The organism is Hamadaea sp. (assembly GCF_013362815.1).
Taxonomy (GTDB): domain Bacteria; phylum Actinomycetota; class Actinomycetes; order Mycobacteriales; family Micromonosporaceae; genus Hamadaea.
In genome coordinates, this window is record NZ_JABFVK010000013.1 from 254,406 (window position 1) to 275,343 (window position 20,938).

A 20,938-nucleotide genomic window follows, 5' to 3' on the forward strand; every position below is an offset into this window, starting at 1 on the left:
GGCGATCAGGCAGCCGCGCTCTTCCCATCGAGAGGCTGCCCTGACTCCCCGGGAGGATGCGCGACACCGGTCCAGCATGCGAATTCGAAGGTCTTAGTGTTCGCCCAGAACCGCATCTTCTGTCCATACCAGGCGAACCCGATGGCTATGAAGGCGGAGAGCACCGTGCAAGTCATGGCGAGAAGGTGCCGCGGTCCCGCGATGGATTCCACCATCGCGACGGTCGTCGCCGCGGCCATCGGTACTACCGCGCTGCGGAGCATGAGTCCTGTCGCGCGGAACCTACTGATCTCAGCTGCAGCATCGAGGTGGCTCAACTGGATTCGGGCGAGCAGCAACATGACGTCCATCCGTGGTACCGCCGGTGCACCTGCTCGCTGTGCGGCACCAGCAACCTTCTCCCACGCGTCCGATGCGTCCTTGCGAAACCCGAACGTCGTCACGCGGTCCACTAATCCACTCACCACGTAGGTGGTGTGGCCAAGAAGGTAACTGGCGATCAGTACGGCCGCGAGCTGCAGAACACCGGACGCCGAGGTGATCTGAGACCAATCGACAAGGTCGAGTCGGACGGCGAGGTACAGCAGGACCGCGAGTTGCATCGCGCCGGGAATCGCATAGGTGAACAGCTCGAAGATCCCGAGTGCGAACGTCATGCATCAATCCTCGGGCATGACGTCAAACCACGAGGGTGCGATGGGCCCGAGTCCGTCATGACGCATTTCGGCCGCTACGCCGAAAACCAGGGGCGTCGTCGATGATCGTTCCGCGATAATGGCCGTCGTGGATGAGGTTCAGGTCGTCGTAGCGCATTCCGAGCGCGCGACCCTGCGCGTCGGCGACGTGTTCCTGAAGGTCGACGCCGATCAGACGCGTATCGACGTCGAGGTCGAGGCGATGGCCTTGGCGCCGGTCCCGACGCCGACGGTGCTGTGGCGCAAGCCGCCCGTGCTCGCGCTCGCGGCGGTGCGGGGGACTGCTCTGGGCCGCCTCGGCGAGCCGTCGCCCGCGTCGCCGTCCGACTGGGCCGCGGCGGGTGCGGCGATACGGGCGTTGCACGATGCGCCGTTGCCGCCCTGGCCTGGGAAGAATCTCGACCAGCTTGTCGCTCGGCTGGACAGCGAATGCGAGTTGCTCCTGGCGGACGGCGTCCTTCCCGCCGATCTAGTCATGCGCAACCGCGAGGTCGCTGCGGCGGCGTTGCGGCCCTGGAAACCGGTGTTCATACACGGCGACCTGCAGATCACCCACGTGTTCGTCGAGAACGACGCGGTTACCGGTGTGATCGACTGGTCGGAGGCCGCTCAGGGCGACGCCATGTACGACCTCGCCGTTCTGACGCTCGGGCACGAGGAATGCCTGGACGATCTGCTCGGCGGCTACGGCACCGATGCCGACCCTGACGTGATCCGCGGATGGTGGTCGTGGCGCAGCCTGGTGGCATCTCGCTGGCTGATCGAGCACGGCTTCGACCCCGACTCGCCCGGCTGCGAGTTCGACGTGCTGCGCGCCCGGATGTGACTCGCTGGAGGCAGGTCAGGAAGCGGACTCGATGACCTCGTCCAGCACGTGGCGGAGACGGACACTACATCGCCGGCACGACGCTTGCGGTCGACGGCGGCTACACCGTCTGACCCGTCAGAAGGGGTTGCTGCACACCTTCCAGGCGTCGCCCTCCTTGGTCAGGACGATGATCGTCTGCTTGGTGCTGCCGTCGGCGAGCGTCAGGGTCGCGGTGACGGTTCCCGAGGTCTTGCCGTTGGTCGAGTTGACGGAGACACCGGTGATCTTGTGATCCTTGGTTCGTCCGCGCTGCTCGATGCGCGACTCGAACTGGCTCTCGGTAGCGATCTGCTTCATCGAGTCGCAGAACATGGCGTACGCCCCGGCGTCGTCGCCGGCTTCGACGTCGTCCAGGAACGCCGCGGCGGCGTCGCGCGCCGGGGTGACCGCATCTCGGACAGTGTCGAACAGCTTGTAGCCGCCGAGCGCGAGACCGCCGCAACAAAGGACTACGACGATGCCGACCGCGATCAGAATCTTCGGAAGGGTGAAGAAACGCTTCTTCGCCGGTGGGGCCGGCGGCATCGGAGAACCGTAGGGAGGCGGCGGTGGAACAGTCATGAGGTCAGCCTAGGTGGCGGGGCCAAACGACTGCCTTCGCGGCACCACGGCATGTCGCGTGCGGAGTAGCGTGCGTACGTGTTCGCTGACATCGCCGTTCAGTTCGCGACCGTCTTTCTGGGGGCTTACCTGGCCTTCGCGGCGGAGGAGTACCGCCAGCGGCGGCAGACCCGGCATTGGGCTCGAACGCATCTGCGGCAGTTGTCGGTGCTGTTCCACGCCGAGACTGATTCGTCGCACCTGGCGGACGGCGTGCTGGGCGAGCAGATGGTCGCGTTGGACGTCTGGCTCGCTGCGCGTACCCCTGAAGATGTGACCGAGACCCAGTGGGTGGCCGCGGTGAACACGGTCAGTGCCCGCGGCTTGGATTTGAGCTCTTTGTTGCGCGGCGAGCCGGTGGCGCTGCTGCCGCCGGACCTCGCGCTGGCGCTGGCGGCGGTCGAGCGTGTGGGCCGTGAGCTGGAGCTGGCGTTCGGGACGGTCAGTTCGCAGCGCGAGCGGGTGATCTCGCTATGGGCCGAGCGCCGGGTGCCGCTGGCCGACGCCGACCGGCGGCTGGTCGAGCTTTACCGGAGCTCGGTGGCGGATTACGCGGTCGTGATCGAGCGGGCGGTCGCGGCCGTGCGGGTGGCGGTCGGGCAGATCGACGCGTGGGTGGGACAAGCGCGTTGACGCAGCACACGGGGTTGTTCACGCCGCGGACGGCCTGGAGCGATTCGCCTGTGCCGCTGCGGGCGGCTGTGTCCGAGGCGCTCGGCAGCGCGATCGTCGGTCATCGGGATCTGCACGGCGGGATGTCGCCGGGTCCGGCCGCCGCGTTGGAGCTGGCCGACGGGAGACGTGTGTTCGCCAAGGCGATCTCGTCCGAGGTCCGGGCGCACAACCACATGCTGCTTCATCGCGAGTCGGCCGTCCTCGACGCACTGCCTAAAACGGTGCCGGCCGCGCGCCGCCTTGCGACCGTCGAATGGGGAAGCTGGGTCGCGCTCGTGACGACATGGGTGGACGGAACGTTCAACGGGCCGTGGACCGACGAGTCGATCAAGGCGGTAGTGAGAGCGTGCCGGATCGTCGGCGAACATCGAGCGCCGAACGTGTTGCGGCCGGTCGTCGAGCGGATCTTCGACTTCGACGGCTGGGAGCGGGTGCTCGCGTTGGGACCGGCGGACGATTGGGAAGCCGAATACGCGGGCCGCGCCGCCGAGGTGGTGGCCGGCTGGGAACGGTGGACCTCCGGCGACGCGCTGGTCCATCGCGACCTGCGTGCCGACAACACCGCGGTGGACGCGAAGACTGGTTCGGCGACCTTGCTGGATTGGGCGTACGCGGCTGCCGGCTCGCCCTGGCTGGACCTCGCCCAGTTGGCCGCCGACATCGTCGGCACCGGTCACATCCACGGTCCGCAGGTGGCGACCGATCGCGCGTACGCGCTGATCCAGATGTTGCCAGTCGACGCGGCGCGGTTCGTGGTGGCGCAGAGCGGCGTGTGGCGCATCAGAGCGGCGACGATTCCGGACACCGTCATGCCGATGATCTCGACGTGGCGGCGCGAACGGGTGCAGGCACTGCGGCCGCTGGTCACGAGGTTGATCCGTTCGCTCTGAGGTGGCATTCGCCGGGCGCGCCTTACTCGCGGGCGCGCCTTACTCGCCGGTCGCGCCGTCGATGCGCTGCCGGAGCAGATCGGCGTGGCCGTTGTGTCGGGCGTACTCCTCGATCAGGTGCGCCAGCACGTAGCGCAGGGACACCTCATCACCGTCGCTGTATCGAAGGACCTTGTCGAGGTCGTGCGCTGCGACGATGCGCCGTGATTCGACGACCTGGGCCTGCCAAGCCGCCAGAGCGGCCGCCACGTCGGCGGTGTCCACCTCGTCGAAGGACGCCCCGCCGGTGCCGTAGATCATCGTCGGCTCGCGGTCGTCCCATTCGGCCAGCCAGCCGTCCTCGACTCCGGTCAGGTGACGGACGAGGCCGATCAGCGAGAGCGTCGCCGGTTCCACCGATCGCAGCCGAAGCTGCTCGTCGGTCAGCCCCGAGCATTTCCACATCAGCGTGGCGCGATGGTTGTCCAGCATGGTGGTCAGCAGGTCGCGCTCGCCGAGCTGGTACATGGCGTCGGGTTTCACCCGATCGGAGGTCATCTCTGCTCTGTCCTGCTTCCTGGTCAAGATCGACATCCGGTTTCGTGTCATCAACGGAGCCTTCTGTGACACTTTTCGGGCTGTCGATCATGCGGCGTGTCCGTGCATGAGGGCGCTCAGGGCCGGTCGAGGGGCCGGGCGAAGCCCAGCAGGTCCCGTAGGGCGCATCGAGTGGTCGCCCAGATCGACAGGTCGCCTCGGGTGTCTCGGATGGCCATCAGCGACAGGCTGGTCAGGAGCAGGCCATAGAGGATCAACACGAACCCTGCCAGCACCGTGACCAGGGCGGTCACGAGGTGGCCGACTTCGCCGAGCACGGCCGAGACGCCGCAGGTGAGAATGCCGGACAGCGCGAGCCGTAGCCCGGCCAGGTGCAGCCGGTACTGCCTGGTGCGTCTCACCTCGGACGACATGGGGCCAACAGTAGGCCAACCCACCGACACCGCGTACGGCACCTGCCTTCACACCTGCACCCTCCTCGGCCACCACGTCCTGGGACCGAGATCGAGCGCGAGCGCCGGCACGAGGAGAGTGCGGACGACGAAGGTGTCGACGAGGACCCCGGCTGCGACGAGGATGCCGATCTGCAGGTTGAGAACGACCGGTGTGGCGATCAGAACCGAGAAGGTGGCTGCGAGCACGAGCCCTGCGCTGGTGATGACGCCACCCGTGCCGACGAGCGCCTGCCGCACGCCTTGGCGGTGCCCGGCTGACTCGGCCTCCTGCCGGGCTCGGCTCATCAGGAAGATCGCATAATCCGCGCCTAGCGCCACGAGGAAGATGAAGCCGAGGAGCAGCGCGGCCGGGTCGACGACGGGGTGGCCGATCGCGGCGAGCACCAGGCCGGCGATGCCGAGGCCGGCTCCGGCCGACGACAGGACACAGCCGACCAGGACCGCGGCGGCGACCGGGGTCCGCAAGAGCAGGGCCAGGACGATCGCGATGCCGAGAATCGTCAACGGCACCACCGTCCGCAGGTCAGCGATCATGGCCTCGTTCTGGTCGAGGGTGGCTGCTGTCCGGCCGCCGACGACCGCGTCCGGCGTGATCTCCGCCGTCATCGCGCGCAATTGGCGGATGGTACGCCGAGCGGCGGTCGAACCCGGATCGTCGGCCAGTACCACCGTGATCCGTGTCCATGAACCATTCGGAGAGACCTCTGAGTCGGTCACCTCTGCGACGCCGGGGACACCGGTGACAGCGGGCCGAATGCGGTCGGCGTACGCGGTGGGCGCGAAGATCTGGGCTGGTGACACGGAACCGGACGGGAAATGCCGGGCCAGGATCTGCTGCCCGGCGACGAACTCCGGCGTACGCGTGAACGCCTGCGCACCTTGCGGCGCAGCGATCGTGAGCAGCAGCGCGCCGAAGGAGAGCGCTCCGAGCGCGAGCGCGGACGTCGTCCACACCTTGCGTGGGTTGCGGTCGAGTGACTCGGCGAGGCGCTGCCACCCGCCGCTGGAACGGGCTGATGCCTTGCGGGGCCAGAAGGCCAGCCGCCCGAACAGGAGCAGCACGGCCGGCAGCAACGTCGTCATCACGGCCATCGCGCAGAGCACCCCGATCAGCACTATCGGCGCGAGACTGCGCGTCGAATTCATCCGGGCGAGCAGGAGTGCGAGCGAGGCCGCGATCACCGTGGCGGCTGCCCCGAGCACGGTCGGCACGGTGTTGACCGTGGTTCGGGCCATCGCAGCGGGCCGATCCGGCTCGATCGCCTGCTCCCGCCGATAGCGGGAGATCATCAGCAGCGCATAGTCCGTTCCCACCCCGAGGATCAGAACTTCCAGCAGCACCAGACTGCTGCCGTTGACGTTCAGTCCGGCGTACCGGGCGAGGGTCGCCACCAGGGCCTGGGCTGTGACGCTGGCGAGGGCGACGCAGACGAGCGGCACGACGACGAGTATCGGGCTGCGGTATGTCGCCGCAAGAATCAGTGCGACGAGTGCCAGCGTCACGATCAGGAGCCCGGTCTCCACCGTGCCCGACGCCCGCGTCGTGTCCGCCCGTGACGCGGCGGGACCAGTGGTGAGGACGGTGAGCCCATCGCGGGCAGAGCCGGCCAGCACGTCCCGAGCGGCATCCACAATGGACTCCACCTCGCCGGTCTCCAGCGTGGAGCTCGCGATCGGAACGGTGATCAGGAGCGCCCTCCCGTCCGATGAGCGCGTCACCGGACCGATCGGCGTGTCCGCGTACGCCGTCAGCCGACTTCGATCGGCCTGTGCTGTCGCCAGGTCCCCGCTCGTCAGCCCGGATGCCCGTTCGTACACGACGAGCAGGTCGGCGGGGTCGGCTGCGGGGAACTCGGTCTTCTGAATGTCGACGGCCCGGGTCGACTGCGCGCTCCTGGGCAGCCAACTGCGCTCGTCGTTGGCCATGATCTGGCCGATCGTCCCCGCTACCGGCGTCGCCGTGGCAGTTGCCGCCAGCCACGCCGCCACGACGATCCATTTTCCGGGCCGGTGGGACGGCACCAGACCGATTCGCTGCCACAGAGTTCGCATGCGTCGAGGGTGTGCCGCCGGCGCACCTACGTCGTCAACGTGGGGTGGGTCTTCGGCTGCACACTGCGCCGAGCAGCGTTTCAGATCTCGGGGATCGGCAATCCGCCCCGGTACGCGCGTACGACCAGCTGCGCACGGTCCCGCGCACCCGTCTTGGCCAGCGCGCGGCTGATGTGCGTACGCACCGTCGCCTCCGAGACGACCAGCCGGGCGGCGATCTCGTCGTTGGACAGCCCGACCGCGAGCAGACCCACGACCTGCCGTTCCCGCTCCGTGAGGGTCGACAGGGCCGGATCAGGGCGGGACGTCCCGCCGTGGGCCGCCAGCCGACGGATCACAGTACGCGTCACCTGCGGCGACAGTAGCGCGTCGCCCGCGGCGGCGACCCGGACGGCTCGTAGGAGCTCGGCTGGTTCGGCGTCCTTGAGCACGAAGCCGCAGGCTCCCGCGCTCAGTGCGTCCAGGACGTACTCGTCGAGATCGAAGGTGGTGAGCACGACGACGCGTACTGCCGCCAACTCGGCGTCGGCCGCCAACCGGCGAATCGCCTCGATCCCGTCCATCCCCGGCATACGGATGTCCATCAGGACGACGTCCGGGCGTTCCTGCCGGATCATTCGCAGCGCCTGCGCGCCGTCGGCTGCCTCACCCACCAGCTCCAGATCTGATTCCGTCGACAGCAACACCCGCAACCCCATGCGGAGCACCGACTGATCGTCGACGACGGCAACCCTGATGGTCATCGCTGTGCCTCCACGTCGTCGGTGCGAGTGCCGGTGGTGCTGTTCACGGGCGCACCTCGTAGGGCAAGGTGGCCCGCACGGCGAACCCGCCGCCCTCCTGTGGCCCGGCCGACAGCGTCCCGCCGAGTGACGACGCGCGTTCCCGCATTCCGGCCAGCCCGCGGCCTTCGAGGAAGGCGACTTCGGCGGTGCCGTCGTCACAGATCGACAGGGTCAGCTCGGTCGGCGCGAACGCGATGCCCACCTCGGCGCGGGTCGCCTGGGAGTGCCGCAACACGTTCGTCAGCGCTTCCTGAATGATCCGGTACGCCGCCTGATCCACCGGTTCGGCGACGCGAGCGGCGGTGCCGGTGAGCGTGAGGTTGACGGTCAGACCGCCGCCGGACACGTTGCGTACCAACGTCGGCAGCGAGCCAAGTCCACCCTGTCGACTCGCGGCGGCCGAGGGAAAGGCTGCCAACGTCGCTCGAAGCTCGGCCAGCGTCTGGCCGCTCACCTCTCTGATCACCCGCAGCGCCGCTTCGGCCTCCTCCGGCCGGTCGGCGAGCACGTGCAACGCGACGCCGGCCCGCATGCTGATCACCGAGAGACTGTGCCCGACGGCATCGTGCACTTCCGTCGCCATCGCGAGCCGTTCCCCGGCGGCCGCCGCCAGGCGCTGACCCCGGACCAGCTCGTCGCGTACTCGTCGGTATGCGCGTACGGCGACGCCTAGGCCCCACGGTAGGGCCAGCCAACCCAGGAGGAACAGGAACAGGGCGGAATCCCCCCGCGCCAGAATCAGAGCGCCGCCCACCGCCAAGAGGCAGGCTGCTGCCGACGTCTTCAGCGGACGCCAGGCGGCGACGGTGTAGAGCGCGAACCCCGGCAGCTGCACGACAGGGCCGGGTGGCAGCCCTACGCTCAAGTACGCAGCGGCCGCGCCGTAGGTGACCGCCAGAACCGCCATCGGCCACTGTCGGCGTACGGCCAACGTCCCCGCCGCCACCACGACCAGGGCGACGGCGAGAGTGTGCTCCGCGGCGGTCCGGCCCGCGCCGCCGACCGCCGACGACGTCAGCACCGAGACGCCGGCCACGGTCGCGATGGCGCCGTCGACCGCGACCGGGTGCGCGGCGGCGAGTCCGCGTACGCGGTCACTCAGCCGGGCCGCCCAGCCCTCCACACTCCGTGCCGCCGCCTCGCTCACATCTCGACGATACGAGCAACCGACCGCCCCGGACGTGCACTCCATGCGTACGCCGTGTCCACACCTCGCGTACCTAGTGACTGGCTACGGGCAGTCGCGGGAAGCGGTAGATGCCAAGACCTGACCGCGACGCAGTGCGTCTTCTCGATCATGCCTTCAGCCTGCGCCTTCTCCCGAGGGTCACGCCTGCCCCAGGAGAGCGGCCACCATCCCTGCACGAGGGAGGCGCACACGCTCCGGCCCTGACGGTTTGCAGATCTGGATCATCGATCTCACCGCGATGGTCAGCCGGTGAAGGACTCGGGACCGAACCGGCCCCAGGCAAGGAAAATGGCAAGCGCGAGGTAGATCAGGTCGGGTGTGACGGTCGCTCGTTCGCCGCGGCGGAGCCGCATGGTCACGGCCCCGGCGAAGAGCGCTGCCACGCATGTGGCCGTGATGGGTACCAGGATCGGGGCGATGTTGAGTGCCGCGGGCAGGATCAGTCCCGCTGCGGCCAGGAGTTCGAGCGAGGCGATGGTCCGGAGCGCGGTGGGGCTGAAGTCCAAGACCCATTGCGCGGCGGTACCGCCCACAGCGGCGATCTTCTCCCGGGGAATAAACATTTTGGACGTGCTGACCAGCAGGATCGCGGCCAGCAAGCCGGCGAAGATCCATAGGGTTGTGTTCATCGGCGTGCCCTTTCATGGTTGTCTGGCTTCGCGTGGCAGGGACGCGCTCCGTTCCTGCTCACCAACAGAGACGAAGCGGCCTTGGACCCTATGAACGGCAGTCGGCCAGGTCACACAGCGCTGCGGCCTGGCAGGAGTCTGCGCAGGCGGCAGCCCGAGCAGGTCATGTGACGGGGGTTCTGGCGCAGCAGGTTCTGCTCGCCTAGCTTGCCCAAGAATCCGGCGACACCGCGGATGCGCTCCTGCTGGCCACCGACGTGCGGAGGTGGGCGGCGGTGATCGGTGCGACTCGACTGGTTGCCGAGGCCGACTCATTCCCTTCGAAAACCGGTGCGCCTCACGCCGGGCCGTGATGGGCGAGAGCCACGGACAGCGTGCCTACCGCGAGGGCGAAGAAGATCGCCCAATTGATCCAGTTGTTCAGGTTGGTGTCGTGGACCCGAAAGTGAGCCACCGCCGCACCGGTGAAGTAGAGAACCAGGCCGCAGGCGGCGACCGTGCCCAGGGCCGGGATGACGAATCCGGCCACCAGGCCGAGGGATCCGGCCGCCAGTGCGGCACCGAGCGGAACCATCCACGACGTCGGCACTCGGACGGCCTCGGCAGTTCGAATCACGGACGGGTGGCCGGTGATGCTCAGGACGGCGGCACAGGCGAAGACGATCGCTGCCGCGACGGTGATCACAACATATGCAACCAGCATGGGAGGTGCTCCTCTCGCCGCTTTGCGTGACGTCACCGCCCATTTTCGAACGGGCGGCGGGTGCCGCGCTGGACACCTTCCGGCTCAGCATCGCCGACTTCGATGTCCTGAATACGCTGCACCGCATCGGCAGTCCTGACGGCAGCAAGCCGACCGACCTGGCTCGTGCCGCGCTCATCACCACGGGGGCCATGACCGCTCGACTGGACCGGCTCGAGCGGGCCGGACTCATCCGTCGCCGGGCCGACCCGGCTGACCGCCGCGGATCGCTGGTCAGGCTCACCGCGAAGGGTGGCAAGGTCGCCGACCGAGCGCTCCGCGCGTTGATCGACGTCAACGAGTCGTATCTTGAGCCGTTGTCAGCTGGGCAGCGTGACGCCCTGGCGTCGACGCTGAGGATCTTGTTACTACGGCAAGAGCGCGTACTCGGCTGATGGGGTGGCCCAATCTTGGAGGTGTCGTGAAGACAGTCGTCATCGGAGCCAGTGCCGGCCGGACCAGGGACGAGATCATGGCGGTCTATCCGCGGCACAAGCAGCTCGTCGAAGAATTCCAGAACCGTGGCGAGATCATCGGCATCGGCCCGTTCACGGACGGCGGCAACATGGCGATCTTCCGCCACCGCGCGGCGGCCGAGGAGTTCGCCGAGCGAGACCCGTTCGCGCTGGAAGGCTTGGTCTCGTCCTACGAGCTGAAGGATTGGGCGGACGAGATGCTCTCGTGATGCCTGCGCTTTAGTCCACCGTCGAGTCGTCAACCGGCAAACTCATCAGCCGGGTCAACCGGCGCGCAGCGGCGGGCTGGTGGACGGCCGCTGCCAGCGCCCAGTTGCTGACCGCGAAGCGCGCTGAGTCGCGGTCGCCGTTTGCTCCGTGGAGCCGGTGCCGGTGGCGACGACCGCGGCAGCGGCAGCGGCCGCCGGTGTACGGTGCGCGCCGAACACGACGACCGTGCCCCATCGGTGTGACGATCCGATGACGAATCGCAGGTCGCCGGGGGAGGACCTGGTTAGAAGGTCGTCAGCAAGGCGTCGCGCATACGGTGCGCCAGCCAGCGCCGGAAAGTGTCCTCGGCCCACCCACGCTGAAGCACGAGCGCGGCGTACAGGGCGGGATCGTTGAACACCCACAAGGCGTCTGCCGCCGTGTCGGTGTCGAGCCCGGGCGCCAGATCGCCCAGTGTCCGGACATGGTCGACGACCATCTTCGCGCCGATTCGACGGTTGCGCTGCAGGGTGGTCCAAAGCTCCGCGACTTCTGGCCCGTCGTCGGCCGCTTGCCTGACGACTTCGAACAGGCGGGCGGCTCGGCCGCCGATGAGGACGCAGACCTCCGCGTACGCGTCGAGCACAGCGCCCGGCGTCGTAGCGTCCCAGACGGGTCGGTACCAGGGGCGATCGGCGACGGCTACGGGCTCGTCATCGCCGGCGAGCGCCTGGTCGAGTACCTGACGTAGCAGCGCCGGCTTGGAACCGAACGAGGCGAACACGGTAGGTCGCGCGACCCCGGCGACGGTCGCGATGTCCGAGAGCGACGTGGCGGCGTACCCACGTTCGGTGAACAGCTCGGCCGCCGTGGTCACGATGGCCTGCCGGGTGCGCCGGGCTCCTTCGTCACGGGTGGGGGATCGATAGCTCCGCCGCTTCTTGGCGCTGTTGACATCACTCATGCTTCTGCCATACTAGCAACATATTCACTAGACGGCAGTACGATGAATTGGGAGCAGATCATGATCCAGTCTGAATCGGTTCGTCCCTATGTGCTGCGCGACGGCGAGGGCGAGGCGCTCTGGTTCTCCGGCAGCTTGATGACGGTCAAGGCGACCGGCGCCGAAACGCACGGTGCGCTCACGGTCGTCGAGTTCGTCAATCCGCCCGGATTCGCCCCGCCGCTGCACCGGCATCTGAAGGAGGACGAGCTGTTCTACGTCGTGTCCGGCACCGCCGAGTTCCGGTGTGACGGCGAAGCGTTCTCGGCCGGGCCCGGCGACTTCGTCCTGCTGCCCGCCCTGCTGCCGCATACCTTCATCGTCGGGGCCGGGGAACCGTTGCGGGTCCTGCAGATCACCACGCCACCCGGCTTCGAGCAGTTCGCCGCCGAAGCCGGTGAACCGGCGAAGACGCGGCAGATACCGGAACCCGGCCCGATCGACCCCATCGCGCTCGGCCACGCCGCGGCACGGCACGCGATCGAGCTGCTGGGTCCGCCGCCTACTCACTGAGGCGTCGAAACCGTGATCTGCTGGCGAGACGGGTAGTTAATAGTCCACGCCAGCGAGATAGTCCCGGGCGCGGTGGGCGGTGTCGCGGGCGATCGCCGACGCGAGCCCGGTATGCGCAGTGGGGGCGAGCAGCCGGCGTAGGCGCGCCGGGTCGAGATGTCCGGTCACGCGAGGATCGTGGCCGAGGACGTCGAGGAAGTCGCCGCCGACGAGGACCGCTTTCGTCGCGTCGTCGTGCACGATGGTGTGGGCGTGGTCCCGGCCCACGAACTCGGCCAGCTTGATCATGACCGCCTCGGAGGAGATGAGCCCACCGGTCAGGCGGAGGTTGTCCCGCATGCGATCGGGGAAGATCTCCAGCCCGGTGAGGATGTGGCGCAGCCGCACCAGGAGGTCTCCCGTCGCGATGAGCGACCGTTCGAGGATGTCGGTCATGAGCGCGGTGGCCGCCCCGTCGGCCTCGCTCGGCCGGACGAGCATCTCCAGCGCGGCTGGGGTGAGCGCACGGATCTCGGCCGACAACTGGATGACGTCATAGGTGAGCTTCGGATTGCGCTTGTGCGGCATCGTGGAACTGCCGACGGACGCGTCGGGGACGGGCTCGCTAAGTTCACCGAACTCGGTCTGCATGAGGGTGGCGATGTCGGCGCAGATCCGGGCGCCGGCCGCCGAGGCGATCGCCAGCGCGGTGGCGTACCCGGCGAAGGGGTCGAGCAGCGCGCGCGACGGCACCGGCATCGCGTCGAGCCCGAGATCCTCGGCGATCAGCTCCTGAATCTGGGGACCCGGCTCGCCGAGCGCGGCGAACGTCCCGACTGCGCCGCCCATCATCACGGTCAGACAAGGCCGGACAGCCGCTTCGGTACGCCGATGGGCGCGGACGAGCTCGTCGAGCCAGCCCGCCGCCTTGAAGCCGAACGTGATCGGCACCGCGTGCTGGCCGTGCGTCCGGCCGGCCATCAGCACCTCCGCGTTGTCCTCGGCCAGATCCGCCACGCAGGCGATGACCTCGCGATGCAGTCCGGAGACGATGGCATGCGCCCGCCGGAGGAGCAGCGCGTGCCCGGTCTGCATGATGTTCTGCGAGGTCGCTCCCCAATGGACGTAGCCGCCCGCGGGATCACCGGCGACCCGGGCCAACTCGGAGATCAGCGGCATCAGGGGATGCTCTTGTTCGGCCAGCGTCCGGCGTACTCGTCGGGTGTCGATGCGGCTCAGCTGAGCCGCCTCCTCGATGATCGCGGCCTGCTCGGCCGGGACGAGGCCGACCTTCGCCTGGGCGCGCGCGAGAGCCGCCTCGACATCGAGCCACGCCTGCCAGACGCTGTCGGTCGTGAACAGCGGGCGGATTCCCGCGTCCGGGAGGTTGTAGTCGGTGAACCGGGTGGCTTTGCCCGCGACTTCGGCGATGGTCGGTGCGGTCGTGTGGGATCTGTCAGTTGTGGAGCCCGCCGTCATCTATCCTCGAACCCCCATGCGGCGTAGGCGTCGGCGACCGTGTTCGAGCCGGTTGGAGACGACCAGAATGATGAAGATCAAGACGACCTGGAGCGTGCCGTACGCCGACGCGGTGCCGAAGTCGGCCGCATAGATCCGCTGATAGATCGCGACCGACAGGGGAGCGAAGCCGACCGGGTAGACGATTACCGACGCGACGTATTCACCGACTCCTTCGACGAAGGCGAGCAGGGCGCCTGCGATGACACCCTTCGCGATCAACGGAAGCACGACGGTACGCAGAGCCCGTAGCGGCGACGCGCCCAAGGATTGCGCTGCCTCGTCGACGGAGGGGTCCACCTGAGCGATGGCCGCACCGGTGGAGCGGAACACGAGCGGCATGAACCGCACGAAATACGCCACCGGCAAGATCGCGATCGAGCCGACCAGGACGAGCCCGAGCGACCACGGCGACTCCCCGCTGAAGGCGGTCACCAGGTTGATGCCGATGACCGTGCCCGGCAGCGCCCACGGCACCATGACCGCCAGATCCAGCAGCGAGCCGCCTCGGCGAGCCGGCCACCGGGCGATGATCCAGGCCGCCGTCACGCCGATGACCAAGGCCACCCCGGTGGCGATGAGGCTGGTCTGAACGCTGACGTTGATGGGAAGCAGGCTGCCCGGATCGGTGAAGATCCGCGCGTAGTTGCCGACCGTGTAATCGGGCGGGAGCACCTGGATCGTCCAGGTACGGTCGACCGAGAACGACACGAGCACGATCACCGCGATCGGGGCCAGCAACACCAGGCTCAACGCGACGCTGCCCGCTAGAGCCAGTCCGGAACGCCAGCCTCTGGTGGTGGTACGCGATCGCTGGATCCCCTTGGACAGGCTGCGGTGAATGCGTCGGCCCTGGTACCACCGCATCAGCAGCAGGAAGCCGATCGAAACCACGGCCAGCACGGTCGACTGCGCCGCGGCGAGCTCATACATGCCACCGGTACGCGTCGCGACGATCTGCATCGTGAGGGTCTGGACGTTGTAGAGCTGCGGTGCGGTGAACGAGCCCATCGACCGCATGAAGGTCAGCAGACCGCCCGAGACCAGAGCCGGGGTGAGCATCGGCAGGACGACGGTCGCCCATACCTTCCATCGCGAAGCGCCGAGGTTCTGCGCCGCCTCCTCCAGCGACGGGTCCAGACCGGCGAGACCGGCCGCGACCGTGAGATAGAAGTAGGGGTACATCGTGAACGTATGCACGAGCAGCACCCCGGCGACGCCGGTGACCGAGACGCTTCCGGCGCTGACGCCGAGCAGTTCGTGCGCCGCGCGGGGCACGATGCCCGTCTCGCTGAACAGCAGGACGAACGAGACCGCGCCGATCAGCGGCGGCAACGCCATCGGCAGCACGGCCAGCACCTCGAGCGCCCGGCGGCCCGGGAAGTCGAACCTCGTCAGCAGTACCGCGAGACCGGTGCCGACGAGGGCGCACAGGACGACCGAGCCGAGCGAGGTTCCGATGGACAGCATCAGCGCCGTACGCGCGCTGCCCGAAAGGAATGTCCCGTAGTTCCCGGACAGCCCCTTGCCTTCTGCGCTCATCGCCGCGGTATGCAGCATGGGCACCACGACGAAGAACGCGATCACCAGGAAGACGGGCAGCGTCAGGAGGTAGATGAATCGGTCACCCGCGGTCGTCCGTCGCCGTGATCTTCGCGGTGCCGGTCCGGCCGCGGTCGCCGTGGCCGCGGTGGGGGGCGAGGTCTCAACGTCGGTCGTCATTGCGGAATCAGCCAGGTGTCGTTCTCGTCGACGGCCAGGCCCACCCGTTCACCCGGTTGGGGTGCGGTCTGCCGTTCGGGAGCTGACACGACGACGGTCGTCGTGCCAAGGTCGACGGTGGCGGTCACGGTCGCGCCCAGGTACTCGACGCGCTTCACCTCGCCGTGTAACTGCGCTTCGGACTCGGCCACCAGCTTCAGCGCCTGGGGGCGTACCGACAGCTGTGCCGTGGCCCCGGCGGCGACGGTCATGGCGGGTGAGCGCGGCACGGTGAGGGCCGGGCCGTCCTCGGACAGCGAGACGGAGGCGGTGTCGTCGCCGACGGCGGCCACCCGGACCGGGAGAACGTTGCTACGGCCGATGAATCGGGCCACGAACGACGTCGCCGGTCGGCGGTAGATGAGGCGTGGTTCGTCGATCTGGTGTGCCCGCCCGTCGGCGAGCACGGCGATGCGGTCGCTGACCGCCATCGCCTCCGCCTGGTCGTGGGTCACGTAGACCGTCGTGATGCCGCTGCGTTCTTGGACCTCGCGGATCTGGGTGCGGGTCTCCTCGCGCAGCTTTGCGTCCAGGTTGGACAGTGGCTCGTCGAGCAGCAGCAGATCCGGCTGGATGACCACCGCCCGGGCGAGCGCGACCCGCTGCTGCTGGCCCCCGGAGAGCTGGTCGATGCTCCGATCACCCAAGCCGTCCAGCCCGACCATCGACAGCGCCGAAGCCACCTGGGCGTGGCGGAGGTCCTTCGCGGTACGCCGCATCTTCAGCCCGTACGCGACGTTCTCGGCGACCGACAGGTGCGGGAACAGCGCGTAGTTCTGGAAGACCATCCCGATCCCGCGTTTGTGCGGTGCGAGCCGGGTGACCTCGCGGTCGCCGAACCAGATGGAGCCGCTCGTCGGCGCGATGAATCCGGCGACCATTCTGAGCAGGGTCGACTTGCCGCAGCCCGACGGGCCGAGGAGGGTGAAGAACTCCCCGGCCCGGATCGTCAGATCCGCCGAGATGGTGGGCTCGGCCGCCGCCAACGCGGCGTAGGTCTTGCTCACCCGGTCGAGCCGGATGGGGATCATGGGTGCTCCCTCAAACCTGGCGAACGCGACCGGCGTCAGCCGCGGTTCTTGATGTTGTCGATCCAGTACTGGATCCACGTCTCGGAGTTGGCGGCGATCACCTTGCTGTCGACCGGCAGCTCCGTGTACGTGAGCTGAGCCAGCCAGTCCGGCTTCTCGGCGATCGCGGCCGTGGGGATCTGGAAGGCGTTCTTCGCCAGCCACGCCTGAGTCTTGTCTGAAAGCAGGAAGCCGGCGAACGCGTCCGCCCCGGCGGCGTTCGGGCCGCCCTTGACCTTCGCCAAGCCGTCGAGATTGATCGGAGCGCCGGAGGCCGGAACCTTGATCGAGAAGGGCGCGCCCTTGGCCGCCTGGGCGAGGATGTCCTGCTGATTCCAGATCGTCAGCGCCGCTTCCTGCCGTTGCAGGCGCAGATAGAGGTCGGACGGGTTCGCCGCATAGTCCTTGGTGTTGGCGTCCAGCTTCTTCAGGAAGTCATATCCCGCCTGCGGCGAAGAGGTCTTCGCGTACTGCTGGTAGATGAGGGCGGAGAAGACGCTGCGCATCGTGCCCGAGGGCGCGACGTCGCGGATGAGGATCTTGTCCTTGTACTGCGGCAGGATCAGGTCGGCCCAGTCGCCGGGGACGTCCGATTCCTTGAGCATGTCGTGGTTGTACGCGATGAGCTGCAGCTGCTGCTGTTCGGCCAGCCAGGCGTCGCCGCTGCCGTGGAACTTGGCCGGCACCCGGGACAGCACGTCTGCGCCGAACGGGGTGAGCAGTCCCTTGGCGGTGGCGCCCTCGAACTGCGTAGGCGTGCCGCCCCACCAGATGTCGGCCTGGGGACGGCCCTTCTCGGCGTTGACCCGGTCGGCGACCTCCTGTGCACCGAGGGTCAGCAGCTGCACCTTGTACTCGGGGTGGGCCGCCTGGAATTCCTTGACCACGTAGTCGGTGATGGTGCTCGGACGAGGGGAGTAGACGGTGACCGTGGTCTGGCCCGGGGACTGCGCCGTGCCGTCGGACAAGCCGCAGCCGGCCGTCGTGAACGCTGCCACTGCCACCAGCGCGGACAGGGCGGTGAATCTGTACGCTAGGCGCCTCATGCCTGCCTCCTTCACCTCGTCAGGACGTGCTGTCGACATCGGGTGGTGACCGGGTCCGCGATTGGTGGATCGATTCACCACGTCGGGCACGAGGTAACCAGGCGGATCAGTTCGTGTCAAGAGCGTTGCCGGGATGCTGCGGGCATCAGCTGCGTCTTACCTCGTCGGCGCGTCCTCGCCGGAGTGGTCGCCGCAGGATTCCCGGACGATCAGCCGGGGCTCCGTCAGGTGCGACCGCACGGCGGGCTCCACGCCGGAGATGACTGCGAGCAACGCCCGCGCGGCCGTCTCACCGAGGAGGCGGCCGTTGGTCGCGACGCTCGTGAGCGACGGCACCGACGCCTGAGCGGCGGCGACGTCGTCGTAGCCGATGATCCGGGTCGCTCCTGAGCGACCGGCGTCGAACAGGGCCCGGGCGAGCCCCATCGCGATGCTGTCGTTGTGGCAGATGATGCCGTCCGGCAGCTCGCGGCGGGCAAGTTCTTGTCCGGCCCGGATGCCGGCCTCCACGGTGGACTCGCTGGTCAGGTCGACGAGGCTCACCTCGGACCGGGACTCGGCCAGCGCCCGGCGTACGCCGTCGAGCCGGTCGATCCGCGCGACGCCCCGCTTCGGCCCGCCGAGATAGGTGATCGATCGGCAGCGGTGCGCGCGGACGAGGTGCTCCGCCGCCAGATATCCACCCCGGACCTCGTCGGAGCCGACATAGGGCTCGGCCGCCCCGGCGATGTAGCGGCTCAGGAACACCGTGGGCACATCCCATGAGCGGAGGTCGTCGACCAGGTCATGATCGCTGCCCGTGGCCGGGATGATGGCCAGTGCCGCCACCTGGTGCTCCCGCAACATCCGCAGCAAACGCGCTTGCTGGTCGAGCTGATCGCGGGTCGACACCATCAGCGACATGTAGCCGCTCTCGGTGAAGGTCGACTCCACCCCGATCAGAACCTCGCCGAAGAACGGGCGGTCGATGTTGGGGACGACGACGCCGATGGTCCGGCCTTTGCGCCGCAGCGACGCCGCGCCCTCGTTGTACACATACCCGAGTGTGTCGATCGACGCCAGCACCCGCTCCCGGGTGGCCGCCGACACCCGGCCCGTGCCGGTGATGACATACGAGGCAGTAGTCCGGGACACTCCCGCGTGCCGAGCGACGTCGATCAAGGTCACCCGTCTGCCCATGCGATCACGCTAGCAGGCACGGCGCAAGACGGGGTCGAAGGGCGGACGACCGCCGACCTTCGACCCCGCATCTACCGGAAGTGCTTGTCGTGCGTCAGACTGCGCGGACGTGGAAGATGGCTAGCCGGGCGTTGTGCGAGTCGACGTTCATGTCGATCGTCTTGGTGGTGTTCAAGGTGATCTGCACCGAACCGTCGCCGGGCAGCCAGTGCAGGCGATCGATGCCGGTGCCGAACGCCTTCTGCTCCGCCGCCAGGTCCGAGGCGGTGCCGAAGTCCGGGCGGTTGGTGTCGGCGCCCCAGATCACCAGCCGGCCAGCGTTGTGGTGCGCGAGCGCCCGGGCCTTGTGGACATCCCGCATCAGCCACCACTCGTCGCGCAGATCCGTGCGCTGATCGCCGTTGAACGCGTTCGCGATGTAGTGGGTGTTGAGCACCGCGAACTCGACGGCCGAATAGTCCTGGTGCCGGACGACGACCTCGTTGAACCATCGCGGTGGGGTCACGCCGGTGATGCCGCCGTGCACGAAAGTGGTCTTGGCGGACACGACGATCCACGGCCGCCCGACGCAGATCGGGATCCGGAACGACGTCTCGTGGCGCAGGAACGCCTTGGTGTAGAGCGGCCCGAAGTAGTGGTCGATCATGTCTTCTTCGCCGGTGTCGCCCTCGCTGATCTCTTGGAAGCAGACCAGCGGCCGGTTGTCGCCGTCGGAGTTGCGAATGGCGTCGAACGCGGCGTCCCGGGCGCCGAGGTTGTCGCGGCCGATGTTCGCCGTGATCACCGGCAGCCGAAACCAATCGGTAGCCGCCGATGCGCTGCCCGCGCCCGCGAGGGCGCCGGCGAGCGCGCCGCCGCCGAGGGCGAGCGCCTTACGCCTGCTCATGTTGCTGTTCATGGTGAGACTCCCGTCAATTACGTGGTTGGACACGAGGGGCAAGAAGGGTCGCCGGTCTGTCACTCGACGTAGAAGCCACTGGAGTCGAGCTTGAGCTCGCCGATGATCGGGTGGCGCTTGCCGGTCGCCGTGTCGTACCAGGCCCAGACGACGCACCTGCGGTTGCCTTCGGTGTAGAACGCCGCCATGGCACCGGGGCCGGTGTGGTTGCCGGGCAGACCCCGGTACGGCCCGAGCCCTCCGCTGCCGGTGTAACCGAAGTAGGGCTGGTTGGCGCCGTCCTTCAGCAGGGTGCATCGGCCGGACGGGATCGGGCTCGTCCCGCAGTCGGCGATGCCGGTCGCGTACCGGGCGCTGTTCCAGTTGTTCCCGGAAAAGAGCAGGTAGTAGTGGCTCGCTCCGCCGACGAAGATCGACGGATTCTCGATGACGTGGGTCTCGCCGGAGTCGTTGACGGTGTCCCAGACCAGGTCGGTGCTCTTCAGCGCGTCGCGGCGGGTGCTCCAGAGGGCGAAGCCGTCGGAACCCACCTGCACGATGGAGATGCCGGTCTCCGGGTAGGAGGTGATCGCGTCGTCGCGATAGGCGACGTAGAGCTTGCCGTTCGCGACGAACGGGTTCGGGTCGATGGCCCACCGGCCGCCGCTCGGGCAGGCCCATTCGCCCTTGTTCGTGAAGGGGCTCTTGGCTCCGCCGGAGGTGGCCAGCCCGATGCACTTCTGGCTGGTGCCGGCCTTCGTCGCCGCGTAGTACATGTAGTACGTGCCGTTGAACTCGGCTACACCGGGCGCCCAGACGGCGCCGTTGTCGACTGCCCACGAGCCCGGCCCCGAGGGGAGCGCGTCGCCCGCGACGCAGTCGGACATCCCGACCGTGTCACCCGATCCGTGGTTGAGGAACGGCACGTACAACGTCACGCCGCTCGCCGCGCCGCAACGGGGTCCGGCACCTGAGCCGACGGTGGTGCCGTAGGTGACGTAGGTGCCGTCGTGGGCTTGCACGGTGCTCGGGTCGGCCAGGCTGAACGACGATGATCCGGTGGACGCCAAGGCCGCAGCCGGCCCGTCGGGTGCGCCCAACGCCACCGCTCCCGTGGCTGCCAGCACCACCGCCAATGCGGCTGCGAGCAGCGGATTCTTCCGTGATCTGGTCATAGATCCTCCCTCTTCGAACCCGGGGGTCCTCGTCC

The 20,938-nt window shown here is 68.2% G+C and carries 23 protein-coding genes; 6 read left to right on the top strand and 17 right to left on the bottom strand.

The genetic code is table 11. The features are described from left to right. Nucleotides 1–5 precede the first annotated feature (5 nt). A complete protein-coding gene (locus tag HOV77_RS06210) occupies nucleotides 6–656 on the bottom strand; it encodes a hypothetical protein (protein WP_290858796.1) in 651 nt (216 codons plus the stop codon). A 118-nt stretch (nucleotides 657–774) separates the two neighbouring features. On the opposite strand from HOV77_RS06210, the gene HOV77_RS06215 reads away from it, so the two are divergent. Continuing rightward, nucleotides 775–1,521: a phosphotransferase gene (locus HOV77_RS06215; protein WP_290858798.1), complete on the top strand. Its 747-nt coding sequence runs from the start codon at nucleotides 775–777 to the stop codon at nucleotides 1,519–1,521. Nucleotides 1,522–1,638: 117 nt separating this feature from the next. On the opposite strand, the gene HOV77_RS06220 is transcribed toward HOV77_RS06215, so the two are convergent. Then, nucleotides 1,639–2,088 carry a DUF4878 domain-containing protein gene (locus HOV77_RS06220; RefSeq protein WP_290858800.1) on the bottom strand — a complete coding sequence of 150 codons (450 nt, stop codon included), beginning with the start codon at nucleotides 2,086–2,088 and terminating at the stop codon, nucleotides 1,639–1,641. A 114-nt stretch (nucleotides 2,089–2,202) separates the two neighbouring features. Between HOV77_RS06220 and HOV77_RS06225 the strand changes: the two genes are divergently transcribed. Continuing rightward, nucleotides 2,203–2,796, top strand: coding sequence for a hypothetical protein (locus HOV77_RS06225; RefSeq protein WP_290858802.1), 594 nt, complete (start codon nucleotides 2,203–2,205; stop codon nucleotides 2,794–2,796). After that, nucleotides 2,775–3,728, top strand: coding sequence for a phosphotransferase (locus tag HOV77_RS06230; RefSeq protein ID WP_290858804.1), 954 nt, complete (start codon nucleotides 2,775–2,777; stop codon nucleotides 3,726–3,728). The genes HOV77_RS06225 and HOV77_RS06230 overlap by 22 nt, the downstream gene beginning before the upstream one ends. A gap of 39 nt (nucleotides 3,729–3,767) precedes the next feature. Here the strand turns inward: HOV77_RS06230 and HOV77_RS06235 are convergent, their stop codons facing one another. From HOV77_RS06235 to HOV77_RS06265, 7 genes are all read right to left on the bottom strand, one after another. Further along, a complete protein-coding gene (locus tag HOV77_RS06235) occupies nucleotides 3,768–4,265 on the bottom strand; it encodes a DinB family protein (RefSeq protein ID WP_290858808.1) in 498 nt (165 codons plus the stop codon). Between the two features lie 116 nt (nucleotides 4,266–4,381). Beyond that, the gene (locus HOV77_RS06240; RefSeq protein ID WP_290858809.1) at nucleotides 4,382–4,678 is read right to left on the bottom strand and encodes a hypothetical protein; all 297 of its coding nucleotides are present in this window, start codon (nucleotides 4,676–4,678) and stop codon (nucleotides 4,382–4,384) included. 48 nt (nucleotides 4,679–4,726) lie between these two features. Beyond that, nucleotides 4,727–6,772: an MMPL family transporter gene (locus tag HOV77_RS06245; protein WP_290858811.1), complete on the bottom strand. Its 2,046-nt coding sequence runs from the start codon at nucleotides 6,770–6,772 to the stop codon at nucleotides 4,727–4,729. An 80-nt stretch (nucleotides 6,773–6,852) separates the two neighbouring features. Then, complete coding sequence (locus tag HOV77_RS06250; protein WP_290858813.1) at nucleotides 6,853–7,515, bottom strand: response regulator transcription factor; 663 nt, start codon at nucleotides 7,513–7,515, stop codon at nucleotides 6,853–6,855. Between the two features lie 43 nt (nucleotides 7,516–7,558). Further along, nucleotides 7,559–8,704: a sensor histidine kinase gene (locus HOV77_RS06255; protein WP_290858815.1), complete on the bottom strand. Its 1,146-nt coding sequence runs from the start codon at nucleotides 8,702–8,704 to the stop codon at nucleotides 7,559–7,561. 284 nt (nucleotides 8,705–8,988) lie between these two features. Continuing rightward, a complete protein-coding gene (locus HOV77_RS06260) occupies nucleotides 8,989–9,345 on the bottom strand; it encodes a DoxX family protein (RefSeq protein ID WP_290858817.1) in 357 nt (118 codons plus the stop codon). Between the two features lie 367 nt (nucleotides 9,346–9,712). Beyond that, entirely contained in the window at nucleotides 9,713–10,078 is a 366-nt protein-coding gene (locus HOV77_RS06265) for a DoxX family protein (RefSeq protein WP_290858819.1), read from the bottom strand. Here HOV77_RS06265 and HOV77_RS06270 point away from each other — a divergent pair. Together HOV77_RS06270 and HOV77_RS06275 are read left to right on the top strand one after the other, a co-directional pair. Then, nucleotides 10,066–10,512 carry a MarR family transcriptional regulator gene (locus tag HOV77_RS06270; RefSeq protein ID WP_290858821.1) on the top strand — a complete coding sequence of 149 codons (447 nt, stop codon included), beginning with the start codon at nucleotides 10,066–10,068 and terminating at the stop codon, nucleotides 10,510–10,512. The two genes, HOV77_RS06265 and HOV77_RS06270, sit on opposite strands and share 13 nt — an antisense overlap. 26 nt (nucleotides 10,513–10,538) lie before the next feature. Continuing rightward, nucleotides 10,539–10,802, top strand: coding sequence for a YciI family protein (locus HOV77_RS06275; RefSeq protein ID WP_290858823.1), 264 nt, complete (start codon nucleotides 10,539–10,541; stop codon nucleotides 10,800–10,802). Nucleotides 10,803–11,086: 284 nt separating this feature from the next. Here the strand turns inward: HOV77_RS06275 and HOV77_RS06280 are convergent, their stop codons facing one another. Further along, nucleotides 11,087–11,746 carry a TetR/AcrR family transcriptional regulator gene (locus HOV77_RS06280; protein ID WP_290858825.1) on the bottom strand — a complete coding sequence of 220 codons (660 nt, stop codon included), beginning with the start codon at nucleotides 11,744–11,746 and terminating at the stop codon, nucleotides 11,087–11,089. A 60-nt stretch (nucleotides 11,747–11,806) separates the two neighbouring features. Here HOV77_RS06280 and HOV77_RS06285 point away from each other — a divergent pair, with 60 nt between their 5' ends. Beyond that, complete coding sequence (locus tag HOV77_RS06285; RefSeq protein ID WP_290858827.1) at nucleotides 11,807–12,298, top strand: quercetin 2,3-dioxygenase; 492 nt, start codon at nucleotides 11,807–11,809, stop codon at nucleotides 12,296–12,298. 36 nt (nucleotides 12,299–12,334) lie between these two features. Here the strand turns inward: HOV77_RS06285 and HOV77_RS06290 are convergent, their stop codons facing one another. The 7 genes from HOV77_RS06290 to HOV77_RS06320 form a co-directional block, all read right to left on the bottom strand. Next, nucleotides 12,335–13,756 (bottom strand): adenylosuccinate lyase family protein, encoded by a 1,422-nt coding sequence (locus HOV77_RS06290; protein WP_290858834.1) that lies wholly within the window; start codon nucleotides 13,754–13,756, stop codon nucleotides 12,335–12,337. Then, nucleotides 13,757–15,517: an iron ABC transporter permease gene (locus tag HOV77_RS06295; protein ID WP_290858839.1), complete on the bottom strand. Its 1,761-nt coding sequence runs from the start codon at nucleotides 15,515–15,517 to the stop codon at nucleotides 13,757–13,759. It abuts the gene before it with no gap. Continuing rightward, nucleotides 15,514–16,587, bottom strand: coding sequence for an ABC transporter ATP-binding protein (locus HOV77_RS06300; protein WP_290858841.1), 1,074 nt, complete (start codon nucleotides 16,585–16,587; stop codon nucleotides 15,514–15,516). The genes HOV77_RS06295 and HOV77_RS06300 overlap by 4 nt, the downstream gene beginning before the upstream one ends. 35 nt (nucleotides 16,588–16,622) lie before the next feature. Beyond that, nucleotides 16,623–17,672 carry an extracellular solute-binding protein gene (locus HOV77_RS06305; protein ID WP_290858843.1) on the bottom strand — a complete coding sequence of 350 codons (1,050 nt, stop codon included), beginning with the start codon at nucleotides 17,670–17,672 and terminating at the stop codon, nucleotides 16,623–16,625. Between the two features lie 156 nt (nucleotides 17,673–17,828). After that, nucleotides 17,829–18,851: a LacI family DNA-binding transcriptional regulator gene (locus HOV77_RS06310; RefSeq protein WP_290858845.1), complete on the bottom strand. Its 1,023-nt coding sequence runs from the start codon at nucleotides 18,849–18,851 to the stop codon at nucleotides 17,829–17,831. A gap of 94 nt (nucleotides 18,852–18,945) precedes the next feature. Continuing rightward, entirely contained in the window at nucleotides 18,946–19,737 is a 792-nt protein-coding gene (locus HOV77_RS06315) for a hypothetical protein (RefSeq protein WP_290858847.1), read from the bottom strand. 71 nt (nucleotides 19,738–19,808) lie between these two features. After that, nucleotides 19,809–20,903: a family 43 glycosylhydrolase gene (locus tag HOV77_RS06320; protein WP_290858849.1), complete on the bottom strand. Its 1,095-nt coding sequence runs from the start codon at nucleotides 20,901–20,903 to the stop codon at nucleotides 19,809–19,811. Nucleotides 20,904–20,938 lie beyond the last annotated feature (35 nt).

Excerpts from the sequence above, each read along its gene's own strand:
- HOV77_RS06210 (WP_290858796.1), bottom strand. The coding sequence starts at position 656 with ATGACGTTCGCACTCGGGATCTTCGAGCTGTTCACCTATGCGATTCCC.
- HOV77_RS06215 (WP_290858798.1), top strand. The coding sequence starts at position 775 with ATGGCCGTCGTGGATGAGGTTCAGGTCGTCGTAGCGCATTCCGAGCGC.
- HOV77_RS06220 (WP_290858800.1), bottom strand. The coding sequence starts at position 2,088 with ATGCCGCCGGCCCCACCGGCGAAGAAGCGTTTCTTCACCCTTCCGAAG.
- HOV77_RS06235 (WP_290858808.1), bottom strand. The coding sequence starts at position 4,265 with ATGACCTCCGATCGGGTGAAACCCGACGCCATGTACCAGCTCGGCGAG.
- HOV77_RS06240 (WP_290858809.1), bottom strand. The coding sequence starts at position 4,678 with ATGTCGTCCGAGGTGAGACGCACCAGGCAGTACCGGCTGCACCTGGCC.
- HOV77_RS06245 (WP_290858811.1), bottom strand. The coding sequence starts at position 6,772 with ATGCGAACTCTGTGGCAGCGAATCGGTCTGGTGCCGTCCCACCGGCCC.
- HOV77_RS06250 (WP_290858813.1), bottom strand. The coding sequence starts at position 7,515 with ATGACCATCAGGGTTGCCGTCGTCGACGATCAGTCGGTGCTCCGCATG.
- HOV77_RS06270 (WP_290858821.1), top strand. The coding sequence starts at position 10,066 with ATGCAACCAGCATGGGAGGTGCTCCTCTCGCCGCTTTGCGTGACGTCA.
- HOV77_RS06265 (WP_290858819.1), bottom strand. The coding sequence starts at position 10,078 with ATGCTGGTTGCATATGTTGTGATCACCGTCGCGGCAGCGATCGTCTTC.
- HOV77_RS06280 (WP_290858825.1), bottom strand. The coding sequence starts at position 11,746 with ATGAGTGATGTCAACAGCGCCAAGAAGCGGCGGAGCTATCGATCCCCC.
- HOV77_RS06285 (WP_290858827.1), top strand. The coding sequence starts at position 11,807 with ATGATCCAGTCTGAATCGGTTCGTCCCTATGTGCTGCGCGACGGCGAG.
- HOV77_RS06290 (WP_290858834.1), bottom strand. The coding sequence starts at position 13,756 with ATGACGGCGGGCTCCACAACTGACAGATCCCACACGACCGCACCGACC.
- HOV77_RS06295 (WP_290858839.1), bottom strand. The coding sequence starts at position 15,517 with ATGACGACCGACGTTGAGACCTCGCCCCCCACCGCGGCCACGGCGACC.
- HOV77_RS06300 (WP_290858841.1), bottom strand. The coding sequence starts at position 16,587 with ATGATCCCCATCCGGCTCGACCGGGTGAGCAAGACCTACGCCGCGTTG.
- HOV77_RS06305 (WP_290858843.1), bottom strand. The coding sequence starts at position 17,672 with ATGAGGCGCCTAGCGTACAGATTCACCGCCCTGTCCGCGCTGGTGGCA.
- HOV77_RS06310 (WP_290858845.1), bottom strand. The coding sequence starts at position 18,851 with ATGGGCAGACGGGTGACCTTGATCGACGTCGCTCGGCACGCGGGAGTG.
- HOV77_RS06315 (WP_290858847.1), bottom strand. The coding sequence starts at position 19,737 with ATGAGCAGGCGTAAGGCGCTCGCCCTCGGCGGCGGCGCGCTCGCCGGC.
- HOV77_RS06320 (WP_290858849.1), bottom strand. The coding sequence starts at position 20,903 with ATGACCAGATCACGGAAGAATCCGCTGCTCGCAGCCGCATTGGCGGTG.